General features: G+C 58.0%; 20 protein-coding genes. 9 read left to right on the plus strand and 11 right to left on the minus strand.

Annotated elements, in window-relative coordinates; all coding sequences use genetic code 11:
* Positions 1 to 443: hypothetical protein (locus AC2FNN_RS07370; protein ID WP_496757609.1), on the plus strand; the 443-nt coding region annotated here is incomplete at its 5' end.
* A gap of 365 nt (positions 444 to 808) precedes the next feature.
* Here the strand turns inward: AC2FNN_RS07370 and AC2FNN_RS07375 are convergent.
* Positions 809 to 1441 carry a GntR family transcriptional regulator gene (locus AC2FNN_RS07375; RefSeq protein ID WP_496757611.1) on the minus strand — a complete coding sequence of 211 codons (633 nt, stop codon included), beginning with the start codon at positions 1439 to 1441 and terminating at the stop codon, positions 809 to 811.
* 170 nt (positions 1442 to 1611) lie between these two features.
* On the opposite strand from AC2FNN_RS07375, the gene AC2FNN_RS07380 reads away from it, so the two are divergent.
* The 3 genes from AC2FNN_RS07380 to AC2FNN_RS07390 all read left to right on the plus strand — a co-directional run bounded on the left by AC2FNN_RS07380 (position 1612) and on the right by AC2FNN_RS07390 (position 5898).
* On the plus strand, positions 1612 to 2631 hold the full coding sequence (locus tag AC2FNN_RS07380) for an AbrB family transcriptional regulator (RefSeq protein WP_496757612.1): 1020 nt from the start codon (positions 1612 to 1614) through the stop codon (positions 2629 to 2631).
* A gap of 211 nt (positions 2632 to 2842) precedes the next feature.
* On the plus strand, positions 2843 to 4582 hold the full coding sequence (locus tag AC2FNN_RS07385) for a type I secretion system permease/ATPase (protein ID WP_496757613.1): 1740 nt from the start codon (positions 2843 to 2845) through the stop codon (positions 4580 to 4582).
* Entirely contained in the window at positions 4582 to 5898 is a 1317-nt protein-coding gene (locus AC2FNN_RS07390) for an HlyD family type I secretion periplasmic adaptor subunit (protein WP_496757614.1), read from the plus strand. The genes AC2FNN_RS07385 and AC2FNN_RS07390 overlap by 1 nt, the downstream gene beginning before the upstream one ends.
* Positions 5899 to 5909: 11 nt before the next feature.
* On the opposite strand, the gene AC2FNN_RS07395 is transcribed toward AC2FNN_RS07390, so the two are convergent.
* The 3 genes from AC2FNN_RS07395 to AC2FNN_RS07405 are packed head-to-tail and all read right to left on the minus strand — an operon-like array spanning position 5910 to position 8921.
* The gene (locus AC2FNN_RS07395; RefSeq protein ID WP_496757616.1) at positions 5910 to 6917 is read right to left on the minus strand and encodes an ABC transporter substrate-binding protein; all 1008 of its coding nucleotides are present in this window, start codon (positions 6915 to 6917) and stop codon (positions 5910 to 5912) included.
* Positions 6896 to 8263 (minus strand): sensor histidine kinase, encoded by a 1368-nt coding sequence (locus tag AC2FNN_RS07400; RefSeq protein ID WP_496757617.1) that lies wholly within the window; start codon positions 8261 to 8263, stop codon positions 6896 to 6898. The genes AC2FNN_RS07395 and AC2FNN_RS07400 overlap by 22 nt, the downstream gene beginning before the upstream one ends.
* A complete protein-coding gene (locus tag AC2FNN_RS07405) occupies positions 8253 to 8921 on the minus strand; it encodes a response regulator transcription factor (RefSeq protein ID WP_496757619.1) in 669 nt (222 codons plus the stop codon). The genes AC2FNN_RS07400 and AC2FNN_RS07405 overlap by 11 nt, the downstream gene beginning before the upstream one ends.
* Positions 8922 to 9028: 107 nt before the next feature.
* On the opposite strand from AC2FNN_RS07405, the gene AC2FNN_RS07410 reads away from it, so the two are divergent.
* From AC2FNN_RS07410 to AC2FNN_RS07430, 5 genes are all read left to right on the plus strand, one after another.
* Positions 9029 to 10009 carry a Bug family tripartite tricarboxylate transporter substrate binding protein gene (locus tag AC2FNN_RS07410; protein ID WP_496757621.1) on the plus strand — a complete coding sequence of 327 codons (981 nt, stop codon included), beginning with the start codon at positions 9029 to 9031 and terminating at the stop codon, positions 10007 to 10009.
* Between the two features lie 66 nt (positions 10010 to 10075).
* The gene (locus AC2FNN_RS07415) at positions 10076 to 10558 is read left to right on the plus strand and encodes a tripartite tricarboxylate transporter TctB family protein (RefSeq protein ID WP_496757623.1); all 483 of its coding nucleotides are present in this window, start codon (positions 10076 to 10078) and stop codon (positions 10556 to 10558) included.
* Position 10559: 1 nt separating this feature from the next.
* Positions 10560 to 12071: a tripartite tricarboxylate transporter permease gene (locus AC2FNN_RS07420; RefSeq protein WP_171635998.1), complete on the plus strand. Its 1512-nt coding sequence runs from the start codon at positions 10560 to 10562 to the stop codon at positions 12069 to 12071.
* Entirely contained in the window at positions 12064 to 13248 is a 1185-nt protein-coding gene (locus AC2FNN_RS07425; RefSeq protein ID WP_496757624.1) for a CaiB/BaiF CoA transferase family protein, read from the plus strand. Before AC2FNN_RS07420 ends, AC2FNN_RS07425 begins: the two co-directional genes overlap by 8 nt.
* Complete coding sequence (locus AC2FNN_RS07430) at positions 13245 to 14030, plus strand: citryl-CoA lyase (protein WP_496757625.1); 786 nt, start codon at positions 13245 to 13247, stop codon at positions 14028 to 14030. Before AC2FNN_RS07425 ends, AC2FNN_RS07430 begins: the two co-directional genes overlap by 4 nt.
* Here AC2FNN_RS07430 and AC2FNN_RS07435 read toward each other — a convergent pair.
* The 7 genes from AC2FNN_RS07435 to AC2FNN_RS07465 form a co-directional block, all read right to left on the minus strand.
* Complete coding sequence (locus AC2FNN_RS07435) at positions 14017 to 15213, minus strand: acetate/propionate family kinase (RefSeq protein ID WP_496757626.1); 1197 nt, start codon at positions 15211 to 15213, stop codon at positions 14017 to 14019. The genes AC2FNN_RS07430 and AC2FNN_RS07435 overlap by 14 nt on opposite strands.
* On the minus strand, positions 15210 to 16607 hold the full coding sequence (locus tag AC2FNN_RS07440) for a bifunctional enoyl-CoA hydratase/phosphate acetyltransferase (RefSeq protein ID WP_496757628.1): 1398 nt from the start codon (positions 16605 to 16607) through the stop codon (positions 15210 to 15212). Before AC2FNN_RS07440 ends, AC2FNN_RS07435 begins: the two co-directional genes overlap by 4 nt.
* Positions 16564 to 16746, minus strand: a complete 183-nt coding sequence (locus AC2FNN_RS07445; protein ID WP_496757629.1) for a hypothetical protein — start codon at positions 16744 to 16746, stop codon at positions 16564 to 16566. Before AC2FNN_RS07445 ends, AC2FNN_RS07440 begins: the two co-directional genes overlap by 44 nt.
* Before the next feature lie 33 nt (positions 16747 to 16779).
* Positions 16780 to 18957, minus strand: a complete 2178-nt coding sequence (locus tag AC2FNN_RS07450) for a Tex family protein (protein WP_496757630.1) — start codon at positions 18955 to 18957, stop codon at positions 16780 to 16782.
* A 163-nt stretch (positions 18958 to 19120) separates the two neighbouring features.
* The gene (locus AC2FNN_RS07455; protein WP_496757631.1) at positions 19121 to 19861 is read right to left on the minus strand and encodes an aspartate/glutamate racemase family protein; all 741 of its coding nucleotides are present in this window, start codon (positions 19859 to 19861) and stop codon (positions 19121 to 19123) included.
* Between the two features lie 39 nt (positions 19862 to 19900).
* A complete protein-coding gene (locus AC2FNN_RS07460; RefSeq protein WP_496757633.1) occupies positions 19901 to 21139 on the minus strand; it encodes an NAD(P)/FAD-dependent oxidoreductase in 1239 nt (412 codons plus the stop codon).
* A 1-nt stretch (position 21140) separates the two neighbouring features.
* Positions 21141 to 23354 (minus strand): TRAP transporter permease, encoded by a 2214-nt coding sequence (locus AC2FNN_RS07465; RefSeq protein WP_496757635.1) that lies wholly within the window; start codon positions 23352 to 23354, stop codon positions 21141 to 21143.
* Positions 23355 to 23398 lie beyond the last annotated feature (44 nt).

Consider the following 23398-nt stretch of genomic DNA (forward strand, 5'->3'; position numbering starts at 1 on the left):
GCTACCGGGTGCTGTGGAAGAATGCGGATGGGTCCTACGGTGAATGGGTCACGGATTCCAATGGTGTGTTTATCAGCTCCAACACCGTCGCTGACGTGGTAGCGGTTGAAACCTTCTATGGCTTTGATATCGATGGCAGTGGAACTGTGGGGTTCCGATTGCCCAAGCTCGCTCGGCTTTCGGAAGGCGATCAGAAAGAAGTATTGGGAGAGACCGATTGGGATGAAACGGTCGATTATCTGAAGTTCGCCCCCGATCTTGAGGCTCCCGAAGACGCAGAAGACGACTACACGCTGGTGAGCTTGCATCAGGCTCAGGACACGGCGTTTTCCGTTTCCGAAGACGCATTGGCCGCCGTGCCGAGTGGCAATGTGGACGTCGAGGGTGACGAGATCAGTCCGGCACTGATACCCCTTTTGGAAGAAGACGGCTTTTGGATATAGATGTGCATTGGCGCTTGGGGCGGCCCGCTCTGTCAAACTGACGGTGCCGTTTCTGGCGTAGTTCGATGCATAGGCTTGCGATTTCGATCAGCGCCCCGGCCTTCCGGGCCCGCGTTGTCAGCTCTGTCGAACCTAACAGCTGGACGAAAGCAAAAACGCCAGCCCAAGCTGACGGATCGCCAGGATTTGGGTCGGGCTTTTGTCAGAGCAGAGCCGCAGCAACACAACCTGCCGCCGGCAATGCACGACCGGAGCTTCCAAGCAGGTCTGGCAACGTTCAAAACCCATAGGGTGCCGCGCGAATTGCCGCCATCGATCACAGTGATATTCCAAACAACGTCACGAGGAGGAATAATCCGTTGGTCCTATTGGCCCTGATCGGCTGTGCGGTCGCGCTCCTGAAGGGCGCGAATGCGCATCCTCTGGCCGGCTTGAATATGTGCACGCATTTCCATCTCGGCCGCAGCGCTGTCACGCGACTTGAGGGCTGCCATAATGCGCCTGTGTTCCGCGACTGCGGCATCCGCCCGTTCATTGTCCAACAGTTGCGACGGTCCGAGTATCAGCAGCGCCTTTTGCAACGAAAGCATGGATTTCGCCAGAAACCGGTTCTTGGCCACATCCAGCAGGGTGGCGTGAAACACCCTGTTGATCCGAGCGGCCTCTGGCCCCGTACCTGCCTGGGCAAGTTGGTCGTTCAACACCTCCAGTTCGTCCAATTCGATATCTGACGCGGCTCGGGCCACCAGACGGGCCGCCGTGCCTTCAAGCACGGCACGCATCTCATAAAGCTCCATTACTTCGGCATAACTCAGGCTTCGGACCGTTGCGCCCTGCCTTGGCACATGCGTGACAAGCCCATCCGCCTCAAGCTGTCGGATCGCTTCGCGCACAGGAGTTCGGCTGACGCCCAACCGATTGGACAGGTCAATCTCTCTCAAGCGATCGCCAGGTAAAAGCGCCCCTTCGCGAATCTCGTCCAGCAACCGTTGATACACGGAATTGCCTTGTGGGCCTGGCTGAATTGAGTCGTCCTGAAAGGTCATCATGTTCTTGCTTGCACTTTGTATCCAAGGGAATACAGTTGAACACATTGCGGGTCAATGGCAATGGAACTCAGGCTTTGCCCATCTTGAAAAACCACCCTCCCCCCCTTGTGAAAAGGTCGGTGACGTTTGGAATTGCAGCGCTTGGCACGGCGGTCTTTTGGGTGTTGGACCTGCCGCTGCCGTTCTTGTTCGGCCCCATGGCAGCTTGCCTGATCGCTGCGCTTGCCCAGGCGCCAATGCAAGGGTTTGGGCAGATTTCCGTGGCCGCCAGAACGATTCTGGGAGTAGCAGTTGGTGCCTCGATCACGCCGGCACTTTTCGTCGAACTGCCCAAGATGGCCACATCGATCATGCTGGTTCCCGTCTTCATAATCCTGATTGCTTTTGTTGGTGTGCCGTTTTTTCGCAAAATCTGGGGATTTGACGAAAAAACCGCATTTTACGCAGCGATGCCGGGCGGTTTGCAGGACATGATCATTTTCGGCACCGAAGCCGGAGCCGACCCAAGAACCCTTTCCCTGATCCACGGTACGCGCGTGTTGATCATCGTCACTTTGGCGCCATTGTTCCTGACACTTTTCTACGATGCGGAACTCACCAATCCCATAGGACAGCCGGCGCGTGAGCTTCCTGTTCATGAACTGCTGCTGATGGTTTTGGCGGCTTTCATCGGCTGGAAAGGCGGAGAGAGAATAGGGCTTTTCGGCGCTTCCATCCTTGGGCCGATGATCCTAACGGCGGCTTTGTCGTTGGGGGATTTCATTCATTCGCGCCCGCCGCGCGAAGCCGTGCTGGTCGCGCAGTTTTTCATCGGTTGCGCGATTGGAGAAAAATTTGTTGGCGTAACCTGGGGGGAGCTGCGCCGGGTTGTCGCTGCGGGCGTTGCATATGTTGTCGTACTTGCAGTTCTGGCGGCAGGTTTCACTGCCATTGTCACGTCTCTTGGTTTGGGGCGGCCCGTCGAAGCCTTTCTGGCGTTCGCACCTGGGGGGCAGGCCGAAATGACGGTTCTGGCCATCGTATCGGGCGCTGATCTGGGCTTTGTAATCAGCCATCACCTGACGCGGATCGTGCTGGTCATCATCGGCGCGCCCGTCGCTGCCAACCTGATCTTGCGTTGGTCCAGACCTCGGAAATAGCCAGGTGCTTTTGGCCGCAACCGCATAGTTTTCGCGCGCCGGAACCACCGCATTCAAAGGTTGAAACATTCTTTGTGGCATTGGCCAAAAAGTGCTTCTTCCATCCCGCTGTCTGCGGTTTCTTGCTCAAAAAAACATGTGCAAACTTGGCAATGCTGAACTAACTTTCTAAATGCGGCGATGCCTGTCCGAATGATGTGGATTTTAAACTGTGAAACCTCAACACCGCCTATCAGCGGCCCCTCGCCATGAATTGCGCAACGTGCGCAATCAGGGCATTGCCTTTCTGGCCTTGGCGTTTTTGTTCAGCATCTTCGTCAACCTGCTCATGCTGACAGGTCCGCTGTTCATGCTGCAAGTATATGATCGGGTTCTTGGTTCACGGGCAGTTGAAACTCTGACCGCACTGTTTTTGCTTGTCGCGTTGCTTTATGCGCTGATGGCCATGCTGGACTATGCACGCGGCCGCATCGTTGCCCGCTTTGGTGCGCGGTTCCAGTCGCAGCTGGATGAACGCGTTTTCGAAGCCACAATGCGCCGGTCTCTGGTGCCTCAGGTGCGATCGGCTCCGGCGACTGCATTGCGAGATCTCGAGACCATTCGCACCTTGTGCTCTTCGCCCGTGCTGCTTGCAATTATGGATATCCCGTGGACGCCCGTCTTCTTGGGGGCGATTTTCATTTTTCATCCACTGCTTGGCTGGTTGGCCGTTGCAAGTGGCGTGCTGCTTGTGGTGATTGCATTGCTCAACCAGGCCCTGACCAGTCGCAAGGTGGCCGAAGCACAATCTGCGGCGGCGCGGGCGAATGCCTTTTCCGAACACGCGAGGCAAGCAGCAGAGGTTGTGCGCTCTCAGGGAATGCAGGCGGACGTGACCCAGCGGTGGTTGAACCAGCGTTCCGAAGCTTTGCGTCAAAGCATTTCCGCCAGTGACTGGACTGGTAGCTTCACGTCGCTGACGAAATCGCTTCGGCTTTTTCTGCAATCAGCCATGCTGGCTTTGGGCGCGTGGCTGGTATTGCAAAACGAAATGACGCCCGGCGCGATGATTGCGGGCTCGATTCTCCTGGGACGGGCTTTGGCCCCGGTGGAACAGGCTGTCGGCCAATGGAGTTTGGTCGAACGGGCACGCACGGCCTGGAATTCGTTGAACCGGTTTCTGGACCAGACACCGCCAGAGGAACAGCGGATTCGTTTGCCGATCCCCAAATCCCAATTGGAAGCCAAGTCCCTGACGGTAATCCCTCCGGGTGCTTCTGCACCGACGTTACGGAATGTGAACCTGAAACTGGAGCCGGGAAAGGCGCTTGGTGTGATCGGGAAAAGTGGGTCGGGCAAGACGACCCTGGCCAAGGCTCTGCTTGGGCTTTGGAGACCGGCGGCGGGCGAGATCCGGTTGGGCGGCGCCACGCTGGACCAATATGATCCCAACGATCTGGGCAGCCATATCGGATACCTTCCGCAGCAAGTGACCCTGTTCAACGGAACCGTTGCTGAGAATATTGCACGGATGTCGGAAAACCCGGATTCAGAAGCGGTGGTGGCGGCGGCCAAGAAGGCCAAGGCACATGAACTGATCCTGTCATTGGAAAAAGGCTATGGCACGTTCCTGGAAGGCAATGACAGTCAGTTGTCGGGCGGACAGAAACAGCGCATAGCGTTGGCCCGTGCGTTGTATGGCGACCCGGTCCTTCTCATTTTGGACGAGCCGAACTCGGCCCTCGACGCAGATGGCACCGAAGCTTTGAATGCTGCCGTGCGCGGCCTCAAGGAAGCAGGCAAGGCCGCCATCATCATGACGCATCGCCCGCAGGCCATTTCGGAATGTGACGATCTTGCTGTCGTGGAAAAAGGCCAGGTCGTAAGGTTCGGCAGCCGCGATGAGGTTCTGAACGCAATGGTCCAGAATGCGGGCGCGATCAAGCGCAAGCTTAGCCCCGTAGGTGAATAATGGCGAAAAAATCAACCAAGAAACCCGTCCCCGTCTGGGGCATCAAAATACCTGCGCTGGTGGGATTTCTTGCCCTTGGCATTCTGGTCGGCGGATTGGGGCTTTGGGCCGTGAAAACGCGGTTGGCCGGGGCGATTGTATCTTCGGGCGTAATCGAAGTTCAAAGCAACCGTCAGGTCGTTGAACATCCTGACGGCGGCGTGGTTGGCGAGATTTTTGTGCGCGACGGTGATACGGTTGCCTCGGGCGATTTGCTTTTGCGGTTGGACGACACATTTCTGTCTTCGGAACAGACGATTGTAGAATCTCAACTTTTTGATCTGCTGGCCCGCCGCGCGCGGCTTGAGGCCGAGCGGGATGGCCTGACATCCGAAGAACTGGCGGCGCGCCTGGCTGAGGTTCAAAAAGAATACGATATCGATCCGGACCTGATTGCAGGGCAACAGAACCTGTTCGATGCCCGGCTGGAAACGCTGTCCAAGCAGGACGAACAACTGCGCAAACAATTGGTTCAGATAGAAAGCGAGATCGAAGGTACGCAGGCTCAGTTGGTCTCGTTGCGCCGCCAGACAGAGTTGATCGAAGCGGAGTTGAAGGATCAGAAGAGCCTGTTGAGCAGGGGTCTGACACAAAACAGCCGCGTGCTGGCGCTGCAACGCGAAGAAGCAAGTCTGACAGGCGAAATCGGCAAACTGGAAGCGTCCGTTGCGCGCCTGAAGGGACAGATTGCATCAACCGAGATCAAGATTGTCGAACTGACCGCAACCCGGCGGGAAGAAGCGATCACCACTTTGCGGGACGTTCAGGCGCAGGTGGCAGAGTTGTGGGAACGACGCCTGTCCCTGGCGGAACGACTGGCCAGGCTTGAAATTCGCGCACCTGTCAGCGGAACTGTTTACGGTAGCCAGGTCTTTGCCCTGCAATCGGTCATTCAGCCGGGCGAACCCATGATGTATGTGGTTCCGCAGGACACGCCGCTGTTGGTGGCAGCGCGGGTGGATGCGATCCATGTGGATCAGTTGCATGTAGGGCAATCCGTCGCTCTGCGCTTTCCGGCGTTCAATCAGCGCGAAACGCCCGAACTCGAGGGACAGGTCAACAACGTCTCGGCGGACACGTTCACGGATGAACAGTCCGGTTTCACCTTTTACCGCGCCGAAGTGGTGTTGAATGACGGTGAGATCGACCGGCTCAATGGTCAGGAACTTTTGCCGGGTATGCCGGTTGAGACACTGATCAAGACCGACGAACGCACGCCGTTGTCCTATCTTGTGAAACCAATGGCCGACTACTTCAACCGCGCGTTTCGCGAATGACGCGGACGCGGTTATCGCTGGATGACCGCGTTTTCCCATTCAGCCAGAAAACGGCGGCGTTTCAGCCTGTCCAGAAATGTCATGAGCGCGGGGTCCAGCCCAATCGTTTCGCGATCGGTGCCGGTTTCGTGCGGGGCCAAGGGCGGCAAGGTAGCGCGGTCGCCTACCCGCTTGGTTTGGTTGGATATCAGGTGTTTTAGAAAAGACGTGGCCGCGTCCGGTTGCGCGGTTCCATTCAGCACCATGGCCGTGCGCATCATGGTCGTCTGAAAATCCGACGGCAGAATGATTTCCACAATGTCCTTGCTTCCGGCGCGGGCTTCGGCATAGCTGCCCAGAACGTTGTAAGCCACTGCAATCTCACCCTTGACGAGGTCATCGATCATATCCGCCGAACAACAGTACAGGCGCACGTCCAACCCTCCCATTACCTCCATGAGCCGCCAATACGTCTCGGACGCGCGGGCATCCTGAGTTGCGAATAGATAACCCAGACCGGATTGACGGATGTCATATGTGCCCACACGGCCCCTGAAATCATCCGGACGCAAACGAAGGATTTCAATCAGTTGTTGCCGGGTCTCGGGGATGGGGCCGCCGGCAAAGGCCGCGCGGTTAATCACAATTGTCGCCGGTTCCGAGGTGAACGCGAAAAGGCTTTGATGCCATTGCGCCCAGGATGGCAGCGGTATGTCGTCGATGATACGCCCGAAACCGTCGTTTGCCAGTTTCAGTTGCAGGTCCATTGCGCTGGAAATCACGACATCAAACTCTTCCGGCGCGGCGCGAACTATTCGGTCAATATCCGCGGTGCCGGTCACCAGGTATTCGACAGAGATACCGGGGTTTTCTTCAATGAAACCCGCAATCAAGGGTTCGAACAGAAAAGTGTCCGTGCTTGAGATCACGCGAAGATGCGCCTCATCCGCCGAGGCGTTGAAAACCTGCCTGTCCTCCCAGGTTTGGGCGACAACAACGACCGGAAGGCTGAAGAAAATCAAAGCGATAAGATAACGCACGCGCCGCCCCCCTGCCGATTGGTCAATTCCAGTGTGCCACCATGCGCAGTTGCAACGTCCTGGACGATTGTTAGACCCAATCCGGATCCGATGGTTCCGCTTGCGTTCTTCCCGCGTTCAAAACGGCGTGTCAAAGTGCCGATCTCGTTAGGAGGAAACCCCGGCCCACGATCTTTGACAATTATCTGAATGCGCGGTTCAGAAACAACCTCGATGCGTACGAAACTGTCCGCAGGCGCATATTTCAAAGCGTTGTCGATCATGTTGCGCACAGCGTTTTGAATAAGAATGGGATCACCCGAGTAGGAAACTTTTGGATCGCCACTCAGGGAAAGCGACAAGTCCTTCATCTCGGCGATTGGCGTGAGACGCTGCACCAGATCACGGACCAAAGCATTGAGATCAATGTCTTCGCGCTCCAAGTGATCGGCGCGGAACGTGATCATCGCATGATCCAGCAATTGCCCCGCCGCACGCGAGCTTTCATCAATGGCCCGCACCATTGAGCGTAATGCTTCGCGATTTTCCTCCTTTTCGACCCTCTGCAATGTGGCATCGGCATAAGATCGAACGGTTGCCAAAGGGGTGCGCACCCGGTGGGCCGCCTCGGCGATGAAATCTTCCGATTGGCTCAGTGACTGATCCAGTCGCCCCATCAAAGAGTTCAACGACGCCACCAAAGGAGCCATTTCGCGGGGTACGGGTTTTTTGAACGGGCTCAGGTCCTGTGGGCCGCGCCGGGTGACAGAGGTCGTAAGCCTGTTCAATTGGCCAATCGTGGACGAGGTGGCCCAGAACGACAGCGCAGCAGCAAGTGCAAAGAACCCGATGCCCAAAATCGCCGCGTTGCGTGAAATCTGGTCCAGAGTTTCCGCAAGCGCGTCCTGCGTTTGGCCCAACGCGACTTCGATGACGGTTTGTTTGTTCAGGCCCACCAGGGTTCGCCGAGCACTGACCTGACGTACGGTTTCACCCCGTATCCGACTGGCTTGAAAGCTCCACTTGCCGTCGAATTGCCCTGTGGCCGGCTGCAAATCTTCATATCCTGACAGAAACGCGCCATCCTGAAAAATCGCGTAAAAAACCCGGTCGTCGGACGATGTGCTGAGCATGGCGAAGGCTGCATGGGGAATATCAACCTCCAACTGACCGTCGCGCAAGGCGGCCGCGTCCAGAATTGAGGTGACCGACGCCCCCAGGATGTTGTCCTGCCCTTGTTGCGCGACCTGTGCGGCATAGTTGCGAACCGCGATAAACAGAAGAAACGCCAATATCGCGGCACCACCGATCAAAGTCAGGACCAGCCTGTTCCGAAGCGATCCTGACACATAAGGATCAGGAGGCATGATCCAGCCTGTATCCAAGACCGCGAAGCGTGGTGATCTTCAGGTCCGACGGTTCAAGATGTTTGCGAAGGCGGCCAACGTAAACCTCGATTGCATTGTCCGAGACATCGTCATCATAAGAAAAAAGCCGGTCGGTCAATTTCTGTTTCGAAAAAACCTGACCAGGCGCGCTGATGAACAGTTCCAGAAGGCGCAGTTCCCGGTTGCGCAACGAAACAGTCTCATCCCCTACCGTCAGATGACCTGCCAAAGGGTCAAAGATTATTCCGCCCACTTCAATCGTTGTCCGTGCATTCCCGGATTTGCGGCGCAGAACGGCGCGGCAGCGGGCCTCAAGTTCGGCGTGATCGAACGGTTTGGTGACATAGTCGTCGGCCCCCAGATCCAGCGAACCGATTCGATCCGAGACCTGGCTGCGTGCGGTCAAAACGATCACGGGGGTGTCCAGATGACCTGCGCGATGCCGTTTGAGAAAGTCACGCCCGTCCCCATCCGGCAACATGATATCCAGCAGAATAAGGTCATATTCCTGAGTTTCGGTAAAGGCGGTCGCCTCATCCAATTTAGAAGCGTGATCAACCACATGGCCGTCTAACCTCATGCGCGAACAGATGGCGTTCGCCAGATCAAGATTGTCTTCCACAAGAAGGAATTTCATGGGATTTTTGCTATTTTTCCTGCGTGACAGGTTGATGTCAGGTTGATGTGTTTTTGTTCCACCCAATCTGAGCCGCCATGCGGCTGGTTGTCAAATGGGAGGACATCATGACGACATTCACACTGGGCCGTCGCGCCCTGATTGCAGCTGTGGCTGCCTTTGGTCTGGCCGGGCCGTCCATGGCTGAAGATCAGGTCGTGGACAGCATTCACTTTCTGATCCCCGGTGGCGCCGGTGGCGGCTGGGACGGAACGGCGCGCGGCACGGGCGAGGCGCTGACAAAAGCTGGTCTTGTCGGCACGGCGTCATACGAAAACATGTCGGGCGGCGGTGGCGGCAAAGCCATTGGATATCTGATCGAAAATGCCGACAGCAATCACGGCACTCTGATGGTGAATTCGACGCCGATCGTGATCCGCTCATTGACCGGCGTATTTCCTCACAACTTCCGTGATCTGACACTGGTTTCAGGCACTATCGGCGACTATGCCGCGATCGTTGTGGGCAAAGACAGCCCGATCAACTCGATGGCAGATCTGCTTGCCGCTTTTGATGCGGACCCAAGCGGCACAGCGATCGGTGGCGGCTCGGTTCCCGGCGGAATGGACCACCTGGTCGCCGCGATGGTGATGGAAGCAGCGGGCAAGGATGCGCTCGTCGTGAAATACATCCCCTATGATGCGGGCGGCAAAGCCATGGCGGCCCTGCTGTCGGGTGAAATCGCCGCCTTGTCCACCGGTTTCTCGGAAGCGGTCGATCTGGCGAATGCGGGTGAAGTCAAGATTATCGGCGTGACGTCCGAAGAGCGCGTTGATGCGGCTCCTGACGCGATGACGATGAAGGAACAGGGTATTGATACCACCTTCGTGAACTGGCGCGGCTTTTTCGCGGCCCCCGGTCTGCCCGAAGAACAATTGACCGCCTACCAGGAAGCGATTGCCAAGATGTATGACACCCCGGAATGGGAAGAGGTTCGTGCACGCAATGGTTGGGTCAACATCCACAACTCGGGCGCAGATTTCCAGACATTCCTGGAGCAGCAGGAACAGCAGATCGGCGATCTGATGAAAAAGCTGGGCTTCCTCTAAGTCCATTTTCGGCAGAGCGGATCCGCCGCTCTGCCTTCCCACGAACAAGAACAGGGAGGGGGTCTCATGGCGCTGGATCGCTGGATCGCGCTCATTCTTCTGGGTGTGTGTTTGACATATGGCTATGCGGCTTGGTTCACGATGGACGGCAGCCTGCCCCCTTTCATGCAGAGAAACCCGATCTGGCCCAGCACCTTCCCCAAAGTGCTGTCGGTTCTGGGTATCATCACCACCACGATTATCTTGCTGGGCTTTGAAAAGGCGGAACCAAAGGAAGCCGATATCGATTATCGGCGACTGGGCGAATACCACCTTGATCAAGCGCTTATGTTGCTGGCCTTGATGGTGATTTACGCGCTTTGCCTGCGCCCTGTTGGGTTTCTGATCTCGACCTCGGCCTTTCTGATCCTCGGGTCTTTCATTCTGGGTGAGCGCAAATGGCACGTCATGCTACCCGTCGCGCTGATCGCCACAGGCGCGGTCTGGTATCTGGTTCAGGAAGTTCTTGGCATCTACATGCGCCCATTGCCGGGCATTTTCGGAGGCTGACATGCTCGAAGGACTTCTGATCGGTCTGCAAACGGCCTTCTCAATTCAAAACCTGCTGATGGTGGTCGCGGGGTGCCTGATCGGCACGTTCATCGGTATGCTTCCGGGTCTTGGGCCGATGTCGATCATCGCCATCATGATCCCGGTCGCGATTTCCATGGGCGACCCGTCCGCAGCGCTGATCCTGCTGGCCGGTGTGTATTACGGCGCCATTTTTGGCGGTTCGACATCTTCGATCCTTCTCAACGCGCCGGGGGTCGCGGGCACTGTTGCGTCCAGTTTCGACGGCTATCCGATGGCTCGCCAGGGCAAAGCGGGCAAAGCGTTGACTGTTGCAGCTATTGCAAGTTTTGCCGGCGGTACGATCGGGGCCATTTTGTTGATGGTCTTTGCCCCTGCTCTGTCTTCGGTGGCACTGCTGTTCCACTCGGCCGAGTATTTTGCGCTTATGGTCGTGGGCCTGTCCGCGATCGCAGCCTTCGCAGGCACCGGTCAAGTGGCCAAAGCCGTCATCATGACGCTACTTGGGTTGATCATGGCAACAGTCGGTGAAGGTGCATTGTTCAACCTGCCGCGTTTCACAATGGGTATCATGGATCTGCAATCGGGCTTTGGCTTCATCACGCTTGCCATGGCCATGTTCGCCCTGCCCGAAGCGCTGTTTCTGGTGCTCAAACCAAAGAACCTTCAGGGGGATGACGGCGAGATCAAGGACCTGCGCATCACAGGCAGTGAAGCCAAGGCCATCGCGCCGGTGATCGGCCGCCAATCTGTACAGGGCTTCTTCATCGGGGTTCTGCCCGGTGCAGGGGCAACGATTGCCAGCTTCCTCGGCTACGCGGTCGAACGCAACATTGCCCCGAAAGAGGAACAGGACGAATTCGGAAAAGGGTCAATAAAAGGTCTGGCTGCGCCCGAAACGGCGAACAACGCGGCATGTACCGGGTCTTTCGTGCCGCTGCTGACGCTGGGCATTCCCGGGTCCGGCACCACCGCGATCCTGCTTGGCGCACTGATTGCCCTGAACGTGACGCCCGGCCCACGGCTGATGCTGGACGAGCCGCAGATATTCTGGGCCGTCATCATGTCAATGTTCATTGGCAACCTTGTTCTGCTGATCCTGAACCTGCCGCTGATCCCATATATCGCAAAGGTTCTCTCGGTACCGCGCAATTACCTGATCCCCTTCATTTTGTTCTTCACTCTGATGGGGGCCTATATCGGGCAGAACAATGCGACCGAGCTTTTGATACTTGTTGGCTTCGGAGTTTGCGCCACGGCGTTGAAATTTGCCGACTACCCGCTTGCGCCGCTGCTGATCGGTTTCATCCTTGGGGGGATGATGGAGGACAACTTTGCCCGCTCGATGCAGCTCTATGACGGTATCGCTTTCATCTGGGAACGTCCGATGACGCTGGGTCTGCTTGTTGTCGCGGTGCTACTGGTGCTGTTGCCCAGCTATCGCGCACGCCGCGCGCGTGCCCGGGCCGCAGGGGTTGCCGACGGTGACTGAGCCATTGGCAGGAATACGGGTTCTCGATCTGACGAATGTCCTCGCGGGTCCGTATTGCTGCTATCAACTGGCGCTCATGGGCGCCGAAGTGATCAAGGTCGAACGCCCTGGCGGCGGCGACCTTGCCCGCGTTCTGGGTGCTGATCCTGCCAGAAACAAGGCCGGTATGGGCGTCAGCTTTCTGGCGCAGAATGCTGAAAAAAAGTCCATCACGCTCAACATGAAATCAGAACAGGGCAAGGCGCTGCTGAAACGCCTTGTCCAGACTGCCGACGTATTGGTAGAGAACTTTCGCCCCGGTGTGATGGATCGGCTTGGACTTGGATATGGCGCCTTGCGCGATGTGAACCCCAGCCTGATTTACTGTGCCATAAGCGGGTTCGGTCAGGACGGCCCCCGCCGAGGCGATCCGGCCTATGACCAGATCGTGCAGGGTATCAGTGGCGTGATGTCTGTCACCGGCGGCCCTGACACTGCGCCCTATCGAGTTGGCTATCCTTTGGCGGATACGATCGGTGGGATGACGGCCGCTTTTGCAGTGTCCGCCGCCCTGAACGCCAACCCTCGCGGGGCCTATCTGGATGTGGCGATGTCCGAAGCCGTGATCTCGACAATGGGTTGGGTCGTGTCGAACTATCTGATCGCCGGTGCAATTCCCGGGGCCCATGGCAACGAAAACACGACGTCAGCGCCGTCAGGAACATTTGCAAGCTCTGACGGTCCCATCAACATTGCCGCCAACCGTGACGAACAGTGGCAGGCGCTAACCCGGCATCTGGGCCGGCAAGACCTGCTGGCCCACCCGGACTATGAAACACGCGAAGACCGCAAGCGCAATCGCCACGCCCTGCGCGCGGCGCTGGAGGAAACCCTGCGGACCAGAGCGGCATCAGACTGGGTCAGCGAACTCAACGCGATCGGAGTGCCGGCCGGGCAGGTATTGACCGTGCCCGAGGCGCTTGATGACGAACAGCTTGCCGGTCGTGGTCTGATCGGGTCTTTGCGGGTGCAAGGCGAAGACATGAAACTTGCAGGCAGCCCCATTGTCATGGACGGCGAACGGCAAATGCCCCAAACCGCACCGCCTGAACTTGGGGCAGACAATATCGCGATCTGGTCTGAAATTGGGTTGACCGGCGCGGAAATGGACGCTTTGAGCAAGGAAGGCATCATATGAGCGATGTGTCCGATTGGTGGACGACTTCCATCATCGATATGGAACCGGGCCGGATCGACCTGCGAGGAGAGCCGATCCAGAATCTGATCGGGCATCTCAGTTTCAGCGAGATGATCTGGTTCATGGTTCGTGGCGACCGACCATCTGGCGCGCAGGCCCGGTTGTTCGAGGCCGCGCTGGTCGCCGCTGTGGACCATGGGCCTCAGGCGCCTTCCATCGCAACGGCGCGCATGGCCGTGACCTGCGGGCTGCCCCTGAACAACGCGATGGCGAGCGCTGTGAACATGTTGGGGGATATTCACGGCGGGGCTGGCGAGCAAGCGGTTATGCTGTACCATTTCGTGGCGCAACATCCCGGCCGGTTGGATCAGACCCTGGACGAGTGGATCGAGCGTGAAGGAAAGATATTGCCGGGTTTTGGCCATCGTTTCCACACGCCAACGGATCCGCGCGCACCACGTCTGATGGCGTTGGTCCGTGATGCTGTGAAGGACGGGGCTTGTGATGGTCAATTCCTACAGATCGGGCAGGCGATCGAGGCTGAGTTGCCCCGGTGCAAGGGTAAGCCTGTTCCTATGAACATAGATGGTGCCACCGCGGTGATCTATGCCGAGTTGGGCTTTGCGCCCCCACTGGCACGCGGTCTGTTTTGCCTTTCCAGATCGGTTGGCATTCTGGCCCATGCGTGGGAACAGATGCAGCAAGGCGGCCGGAACAAGGGACCGACCCCGCCTGCCTATCGCTGGACCTATGTCGAAACGCAGGTCGCTAGGCAGTTCTGAGCCGTGGGCGTTTGGCCAACAGGTCTGCCGCTGCACGGGCAATGACCAGTTCTTCATTGGTCGGGATTGCCATGACCACGACGCGGGACAGATCGGTTGAAATAATCCGGTCATTGTCGGCATTTGCGTCGGGATTGAGCTCGATGCCCAGCCATCCCATCCCAGAGCACACCCGCTCACGCACCAAACGTGAGTTTTCTCCGATCCCACCGGTAAACACCAAGGCGTCGATACCGCCGAGAATGGCCGCCATCGCGCCAAGCTCGCGCCGGATACGGAAGGTGAAGTAGCTGATCGCCTGACGACTTTCGCGTGTGTCCGCCTTTTCCAGGGTACGCATATCGTTGGACAGCCCGGACAGGCCCAACAGCCCCGACTTCCGGAACAACAGATCCGAGATTTCGTCAGCGCTCAGCCCTTCCTGGTCCATCAGGTACAGGACCACTCCGGGATCTAGTTGACCACAGCGTGACCCCATGGGCAGCCCGTCAAGGGCCGAAAACCCCATGGTCGATCCGACGGAACGCCCTCCGATCATCGCACACATCGATGCACCATTGCCCAGATGGGCCACGACCACGCGCCCTTCGTGCAAAAGCGGCGCTGTTTTTGCCATGTGATCCGAAATGAATTCATAGCTCAGCCCATGAAAGCCATAACGCCGAACACCTTTGTCGTAATACTCGCGCGGTAACGCGAAAACGTCATTCTCCCACGGATGATTGCGGTGAAAGGCCGTATCGAAACAGGCGATCTGAACCGCGTTCGGAAAACGTTCCATCGCGGCCCTTGCTCCGGCCAGATTGTGCGGCTGATGCAAAGGCGCGAACGGAGACAGCTTGTCCAGCTCTTGAATGGATGCCTTGGTCAATGGCACCGGAGCGTCAATGTCAGGTCCACCGTGGACCACACGATGCCCGACCGCAGTCACGTCGCTGTTTGGAAATGAGCGCGCAAGCAGGTTCAAAACCCAGTCCAGGGCTGCGGCGTGATCATGTATTTCTCCGGCGGTGCCGCTGGCAAGGACACTTCCGTCGGAAGACTTTGCCTTGACAAGCGGCTCTGGTTCTCCAATCCGTTCGACCGCGCCGGTGCACACCATGATCGGATCGTCATCGGTCAGCTTGAACAGACCGAATTTCATGGAAGACGATCCAGCGTTCAGTGTCACGACATGTGTCATGCGGGTGCTCCGGTACGCGGTAAGGAAAAGGCTTCGTGCAGCGCCGCCACGGCACAGGACGCCAGCCGGGCTTTGTCGTCATCGGCGCGGCTGGTCAAAATGATCGGAACTTTGGCCCCCATGACCAGACCGGCCCCTTCTGCATTGGCGATATAGGTCAGTTGCTTGGCCATCATGTTCCCGGCATCCAGATTTGGCACTACCAGAATATCGGTTTTGCCCGCAACATCCGACACAATCCCTTTGGAACGCGCCGCCGCAAGGCTGACGGCATTGTCCATGGCAAGAGGGCCGTCAACAAGCCCGCCCGTGATCTGACCGCGTTCCGCCATTTTCGACAGCAAAGCCGCATCAACCGAGGATTGGATCGCCGGATTGACGGTTTCGATGGCGGACAGAACACCCGCCCTGGGGTTTTCGATCCCCAGCGACAGGGCCAGGTCGATTGCATTCTGGACAATATCAATCTTGGTTTCCAGGTCCGGCTCGATATTGATCGCCGCATCTGTCACCAACAAAGGTCTGGGTTGTCCGGGGACGTCCATGACAAAGACATGGGTAAAGCGGCGGCCGGTGCGCAGGCCATTTTCGCGCCTGAGCGCGGCCTTCAGCAATTCATCCGTATGCAGATGCCCTTTCATCAGTGCTTTCGCACGACCTTCTGCAACCAGATCGACCGCTGCATGGGCCGCACGGACGTGATCGCCTTGCGGTATGATTTCAATACCATCCAACGACGCTCCGATTTCGGCGGCCGCGTTTGCGATTTTGTCCGGGTCACCGATCAGAACGGGTGTGATGATCGTCTCATGCGCGGCCAGCAGCGCCCCACCCAGGGCATTGGGCTCTTCCGGGGCCACAACAGCGGTCAGCATGGGCGGCAGCGGGCGTACCTTTTCCAGCATGGCATCAAAGTGACGATGACGTTTCACCACCAGCCCGGGCAAATCCAACTCGGCGAACACCATCTCTTTCTCCGGCGCGACCACGACGGCCTGCCCGCTTACGATCACGGCACCGTCCGATGGGCGCGTAACGACCGTGTCAAAGACAACCTCCCGGTTTGGTCGCTTTTCCAGAACGGTGACCTTGGATACCAGCTCATCACCGGCATGCGCCCTTTCCACAAAATCAAATCGCTGCGATTTATAGAGCGTCCCTGCCCCCGGCAGAACGTTCCCCAAAACGGCCGAGATCAGGGCCCCCACGAACATGGCAGGGGCAACCGCTTCGTCGGCGTGGTCGCCGTCGCCGTCTTCGCTGGCCAGATGAAGCGGATTGTGATTGCCGGAATTGTTGGCGAACACATAGAAATCATCGACCGAGCACGTACGGGCCAGCTCGGCAGTATCACCGACCTGAAGCTTGTTGAATGGCTTGTTGTGGTACTGCATGAACTGTCGTTTCCATTTCGATCCGTTCGGCGCCGCTGAGAACTCTCTTGCTGATACCCAGTTCAGCGCGCAATGAAAACAATGCATGCTGGCTGCCCATGTCGGTCTGCACGCTATTTCCGGCGGGTAACGCCTTCATGTCGTTACGCCCGGATAATGTGCAGATTGCAGATCAGGCCCGTCGCTTTCCGCCGTCGCCCTGTTTGCGCATCGAAAGCCCGATCCGCTTTCTGGGTACATCCACCTCGACAACGCGCACTTTCACGACTTGCCCGGCCTTGACGACCTCATGCGGGTCCTTGATGAAGCGGTCGGCCAGCTGGCTGACATGAACCAGACCGTCCTGATGAACGCCCACATCCACAAATGCCCCAAAGGCCGCCACGTTTGTCACGGTGCCCTCAAGAACCATTCCGGGCTTCAGATCGGTTATCTCTTCGATGCCATCCGCGAAAGAGGCCGTGACAAAGCTGGGCCGAGGGTCCCGTCCGGGTTTCTCAAGCTCGGCAAAGATATCCAGAACCGTGGGCAGGCCGAAATCTTCGGTTACGAATTGTTGTGCCCGCAACCCTTTCAAGGCCCCCTCATGGCCCATGATGTGCCTGATATCCCGCCCGCAGGCCGACACGACGCGGCGCGCGACTTCATAGGCTTCGGGGTGCACTGAAGACACATCAAGCGGTTCTGCGCCGTCCCTTATGCGAAGAAACCCGGCGCATTGTTCAAACGCACGCGGACCCAGGCCGGCAACGGACAACAGGTCCTTGCGCGACTGAAACGGCCCGTTCAGATCGCGATGGACGACGATGGCTTCGGCTTGCGCGGGGCCCAGCCCCGACACGCGCGCAAGCAAAGGTGCAGAGGCTGTGTTCAGGTCAACCCCGACCGCGTTCACGACATCCTCGATCGCAGAATTCAGGGATTGCGACAGGCGGTGCTGGTCTACGTCATGCTGGTATTGACCGACGCCGATGGATTTCGGTTCGATTTTGACCAGTTCTGCCAAAGGGTCCTGCAATCGCCGGGCGATGGACACCGCCCCGCGCAGCGAAACATCCAGATCGGGAAACTCTCGTGCTGCCAGTTCCGACGCGGAATAGACCGAAGCCCCGGCTTCGGACACAACCACCTTGGTTGGCGCTTTTACCGCCTTGGGGAGCAGAGCCAGCGTATCTGCAACCAACCGTTCAGTTTCCCGGCTCGCTGTTCCGTTTCCGATGGCGATCAGTTCGATCTGATGGGCCGAGATCAGATTCAGGATGGCAGCCTGCGCCCCGCGCAAATCGTTTTTGGGTTGAAAGGGATACAGCGTGTCAGTGGCCACGACCTTGCCCGTAGCGTCAACCACCGCCGCTTTCACGCCGGTGCGGATGCCGGGATCAAGACCCAAGGTGGCCTTGGCACCCGCCGGAGCAGCAAACAGCAAGTCCTTGAGGTTGCGTGAAAAGACCTGAATTGCCTCGTCCTGTGCCCGACTGCGCAGTTCGGCCATCAGTTCGACCATCATGGACAGCGAAAGCTTGACCCGCCATGTCCACCCGGCCACCTTGCGCAACCAGGCATCACCCGGTCCTTGGCCACGGGTCTGCAAATGCGCGGCCACGATGGATTCGGCCCGGGCTGCCCCGAACTCCGGTTCCGGCGCGATATCAAGTGAAACAATGCCCTCTTTTGACGCCCGCAGCATCGCCAATGCCCTATGCGATGGAACATCCGCCCATCGTTCGGAATAGTCAAAATAATCACTGAACTTGGCGCCTTCCTTTTCTTTCCCGTCGACAATCCTTGCACTGAGCAGCGCCTCGCGCTGCATGAAGGCCCGCAATTCACCCAGCAGTTTCGCATTTTCCGTCAATCGTTCGGTCAGAATGTCCCGCGCGCCATTCAGCGCGTCTCGAGGGGTAGCGACAGCTTCGCTCAGGTATGTCCCGGCCAGTGTTTCCGGGTCCGCATCGCGATCGGCCAGAATGGCTTCGACCAGGGGTTCCAGCCCGTTTTCTCGCGCGATCATCGCCTTGGTGCGCCGCTTGGGCTTGTAAGGCAGATAGATGTCTTCCAGCTGTGCCTTGGTTTCTGCCCGAGCTATCGATCTACTCAGATCTTCGGTCAGCTTCCCCTGTTCTTTTATTGACTTCAGGATGGTTTCGCGCCGTGCCTCAAGCTCACGCAGATAGGTCAAACGCTCGGACAGAAGGCGCAATTGGGTGTCGTCCAACCCACCGGTTGCTTCCTTCCGATAGCGGGCGACAAAGGGAACCGTCGCTCCGTCATCCAATAGATTGATCGCAGCACCGACCTGATCGGGGCGTGCATTGATCTCGGTGGCTATGGTGCGGGCGATACGGTCCAAAGGGGCCTCCTGAAACGGCAGTGGAAGGGCTTCTTAACCAGCCGTTTCAGTAAGGGAAAGTCCCTTGTACCGGTCCGTCGAAAAGCATCGGCGGATAGCAACTATTTTCGCGGCTATTCGACATTTCTGGGCCATTGGACGAAAACACCAACCCGCAACAGCCTCACCCCCACGGCATCAGCCCGCGATACCCGGTGCGTGCGCTTACATTGTGCGCCATTTGCGCCAGCGTCGTCAGGTCGAAGACCGGCAGTTTCAGGTCTTCCTGAATGCGTTTTGCATAAGGGGGAAGATCCGTGCATTCCAATACCACAGAGCGTATTTCGGGTGTATCGCGCTTCAGCCTGCGCGCAGCGTCCAGCACTTCGGCCTCGATCAGATCTGTGTCCATACGGGTGCGCGTGTTGCGCAGGATGACTTCGGCAAACTCGCTGGTGTGTTCCAGACCCTGTACGGCCACCGGAACGCCCCCCGCCCCAACGCCTTCGAAATGGCGTTGCGTCAGCGCTGACGAATCCGCTGTAATCACCCCGACCGGTGCGCTGGCCCCGGTCATGTGAAAGGCCAACGGCACCTGTATCAGGCTCGAAGCGAAAACAGGCACCGATACGGCCGCGGCCAACTCTTTTTGGAACAGGGCGAGAAACCCGCAACTTCCAGTAATGGCGCGCACGCCTTCAGCCTCAAGCCGTTGCGCGCCTTTAATGAATGGGTTCAGCAGATCAGTCGTCGGATTGTTCAGCAGCGTTGGCACCGTGACGCCATCTATCATCTCGTACAGCACCGGGAACGGCAGGCTGGAAGGATTCTTGATATGACCGGGAGGTTTGGGAAAATAGCTTTCCAAACACAAAACCCCGATTGAGGCTCCGCAGATATTCTGTCCACCCTGGTAGATCGGCATGATGGGGTAATCCTTCTTCGAAACGGTGGTTGTTGCGCGTCAAAATCGCGACAAGGCGAATGAACCCAATGGGATGTTGAGGCGTTGCCCTGACACCAGATCAGCCACCAGCTCGCCGGTTTTGGGGGCCATCATCAAACCGTAATGGGAATGACCAAAGGCGGTGAACAGGCCCTTGTGCCCCTCTACCGGACCAATCGCAGGCAAACTGTCGGGAAAAGACGGGCGCCGGCCCATCCAGAACTGCGTATCCGAGGTGTTCAGATCCGGCATCATTGCGCGGGCCTGTGCGGTCAGCAGCGACTGTTTGCGTGGATCCGGCGGCGCGTCGATGCTGCCGAATTCGGCGGTGCCGGCCACACGCAGACCGTCCTGCATCGAACTGGCCACCACCTTGGCGTCCACGTCCATCACCGAGTTTTCCAGGCTGGCAGAGGGGGTCGCGAATTGGACATGGTATCCACGCTCGGCCGCCAGTGGCACGGGCAAACCCAAAGGTTTCAGCAGCTCGGCAGACCAAACCCCGGCGGCCAGCACGACAGTATCGGCGTGAAGCGCGCCGGCCAGCGAGGTCAAGTGCCATTGTCCGTCTTCCATGCGCTTTAATTCTTTGACTTCTGTCCGCACAAACTCGGCGCCTTGTCGACGGGCCTTGTCGGCCAAAACCGCACCGACCCGGCCAGGAGACGTGACCCGCGCCTGTCCCTTGATCAGGATCGCAGCCTTGAAATCTCTGGATAACGCAGGTTCGATCCGGCGCAATTCTGGTCCGTCGATCCGCTCTAGATGCCCGCCTTTTTCCTGCCGGATCAGATATCCCAGTTCTTTCAGGTCAGCCTGATCCGGGTTGCGAAACGCGTGGATATAGTTGGAATCGACAATAAGGTCGTCGTGCCCGGTATTTTGCAGATGTCTTCGGTACAGATCTATCGAAGGACGGCACAGCACCTCCATTGCGTCCGAGATATTGCGTACGGATTTCACGCTTGAATTCTTCAGGAACCTCAGGCCCCAGGGTATCATCCTGGGCCAGTACGCAAGTCTGACGGTCAAAGCGCTTTTCGGGTCCAGCAGCATCCGAGGGATCGTTTTCCAGATACCCGGCGTGGCCTGTGGAATGACCGACCAGGGCGAGACGACACCGGCATTGCCGAACGATGTCTCCTGCCCCGGTTCTCCACGGTCGATCAGACGCACGGCAATACCGCGCTCCTGCAACGAGAGCGCACAACACAGACCGACGATCCCGGCGCCGATGATGGTCACTTGTTCAGGCATGTCAGACCGTTGCTTGAATTCGGCTGCGGGCGATCACCTGTGTGATGATGACAGGTGACGCCACCGTCAATGCGATCAGATCAGCCGTCAGCGTGGGTGCCACGAAGATTATCCCGGCAATGGCCATCAGGATGCGCGACACGAGGTTGAGTGGCTGCAACCAATACCCCACGACCGCTGCCGAAAGCGCGATGACACCGGCAATACAGCTGGTGGCAGTATAAGTGAACTCCCACAAGTTGAACCCGGTTGAGGACACAAACAGAAGGACCGGCGCATAGACGAACGCCATCGGCGCGATGACCTTGCCCAGTCCCAACGTAAAGGCGGACAGCCCGGTGCGGAACGGGTTGGAATTCGCAATCGCTGCCGCCGCATAAGCCGACGTACAGACCGGAGGTGTGATCTCGGAGACCACGCCGTAATACAGCACGAACAGATGGCTGGCGATGGGTGGAACCCCCAACTGCGCCAGCGCAGGCTGCGCGACCGAGACGAGCATGATGTACAGCGCCGTGGTCGGGATGCCGGCACCCATCAGAATGCAGACGATGGCAATGAAGACCAGCGAGATAAACAGTTGCAGGTCTTCCATCGCAAACAGTTGGAAACTGCCGAACGAGATCATGTTGTAGAGATCGGATGCCAGATTGCCCGCGCCCTGCGTGACCATGAAGCCGATGCGAAAGCCGATGCCGGTGGTGTTGATGACGCCCACCACGATACCAACGGCGGCGGCAGCGGCCCCCACGGCCAGCGAGTATTTTACCCCAAGTTCGACCGCGGCCAGCATCTCGGGCACTTCGATCCGTTTCTGCGGGTTCAGCGTGGCGATTACCGACAATCCGCACAGGATCGCCGTCATGGTCAGGTCGAACCCACCGTCAGAGAACTTCCAAAGTACGAACGCAAGAAACGCCGCTGCGTAGATCAGTGTTGGCGGTTGCTTGATCCGCGACATGCCCGCGATAACCGCCAGCGAAATACCGCAGAAGGCCGACATGAACGGCGTGTAGCCGGTAAAAAGGACGACCAGCAGACCAATCAACGGAACGATATTGGCCCAACCTTCTGCCCAGACGGCCTTGAGCTGCGGCAATTGCTCTTTCGCCAGGCCTTGCAGGTTCAGCTTGCGCGCCATCAGATGCACCACGGCAAAGACGCCCACATAATGCAGGATCGCCGGAAAGATCGCCGCGATCACGATTGTGGTATAAGGCACCTCGAGGAACTCGGCCATGATGAAGGCCGCAGCGCCCATGATCGGTGGTGTGATCTGACCACCTGCCGAAGACGCGGCCTCGACCCCGCCTGCAAAATGGCCAGGGTATCCAAGGCGCTTCATGTTGGGAATGGTCAGCGCGCCGGTCGAAACAGTGTTGGCCACCGAAGAGCCCGAGATCGTGCCGAAAAAGGCCGAGGATACCACCGACACTTTGGCCGGACCGCCGGTATAGCGGCCCGCCAGAATGGTTGCGTTGTCGATGAAAAGTTGCCCCAGTCCGGTCCGCTGCGCGATCACGCCGAACAGGACAAAGTGGAACACGATGGTCGAAACGACCCAAAGCGTCACGCCATAGATTCCTTCCTGCGGGAAGTACATCGACGATACGAAGGTTTTGAAATTCACGCCCGGATGTTGCAGCAATCCGGGAAAATAAGGACCCATCAGCGCGTATGAGATGAATACGCAGATAATCAGCGGCAGCACCCAACCCAGCGTGCGGCGCGCAATGTCCAGTACCAGAAGGATGATGATGACGCCGAGGATTACATCATAGCTGTTTGGATTGCCCATGCGGAACGTCTGTTCCTCGATCCCCAGGAACGGGATACCGCGCCAGGCGAAACCAACGTAAAGCGCGGCGATGATGCCAAGCGCCATGAACACCAGATCATAGAGAGGGACGTTGCCGATGCGGAAGCGACTGACTTTGAGAGCATAGAGGCTTTTGGCCCCGACAATCGGGATCGTGGCGTAGACCAGAATGAACAGCAGAGCCAGATAGATACCCATATGCCAGTGGTCGGCCGGCAGGCCGAACCCAGCCGTGAAGAATTCGTAGAACGCAAAGATCAGGGCGACGACACGCAACACCTTGCCTGCCGTGGGCGTGACCTGCCGGACAGCGGCGCCTTCATCGAACTGTTCTTCGATGGCCGCCAGTTCCTCGGCCGTCAGTTCGTGGTCATCAAGTTTCTGGGTCGCGGACATGATGGCCCCCCGATTTCGCAAAATTCCAGAGTGCGGTGCCCCAA

The organism is Ruegeria sp. BHSA118, assembly GCF_059613405.1.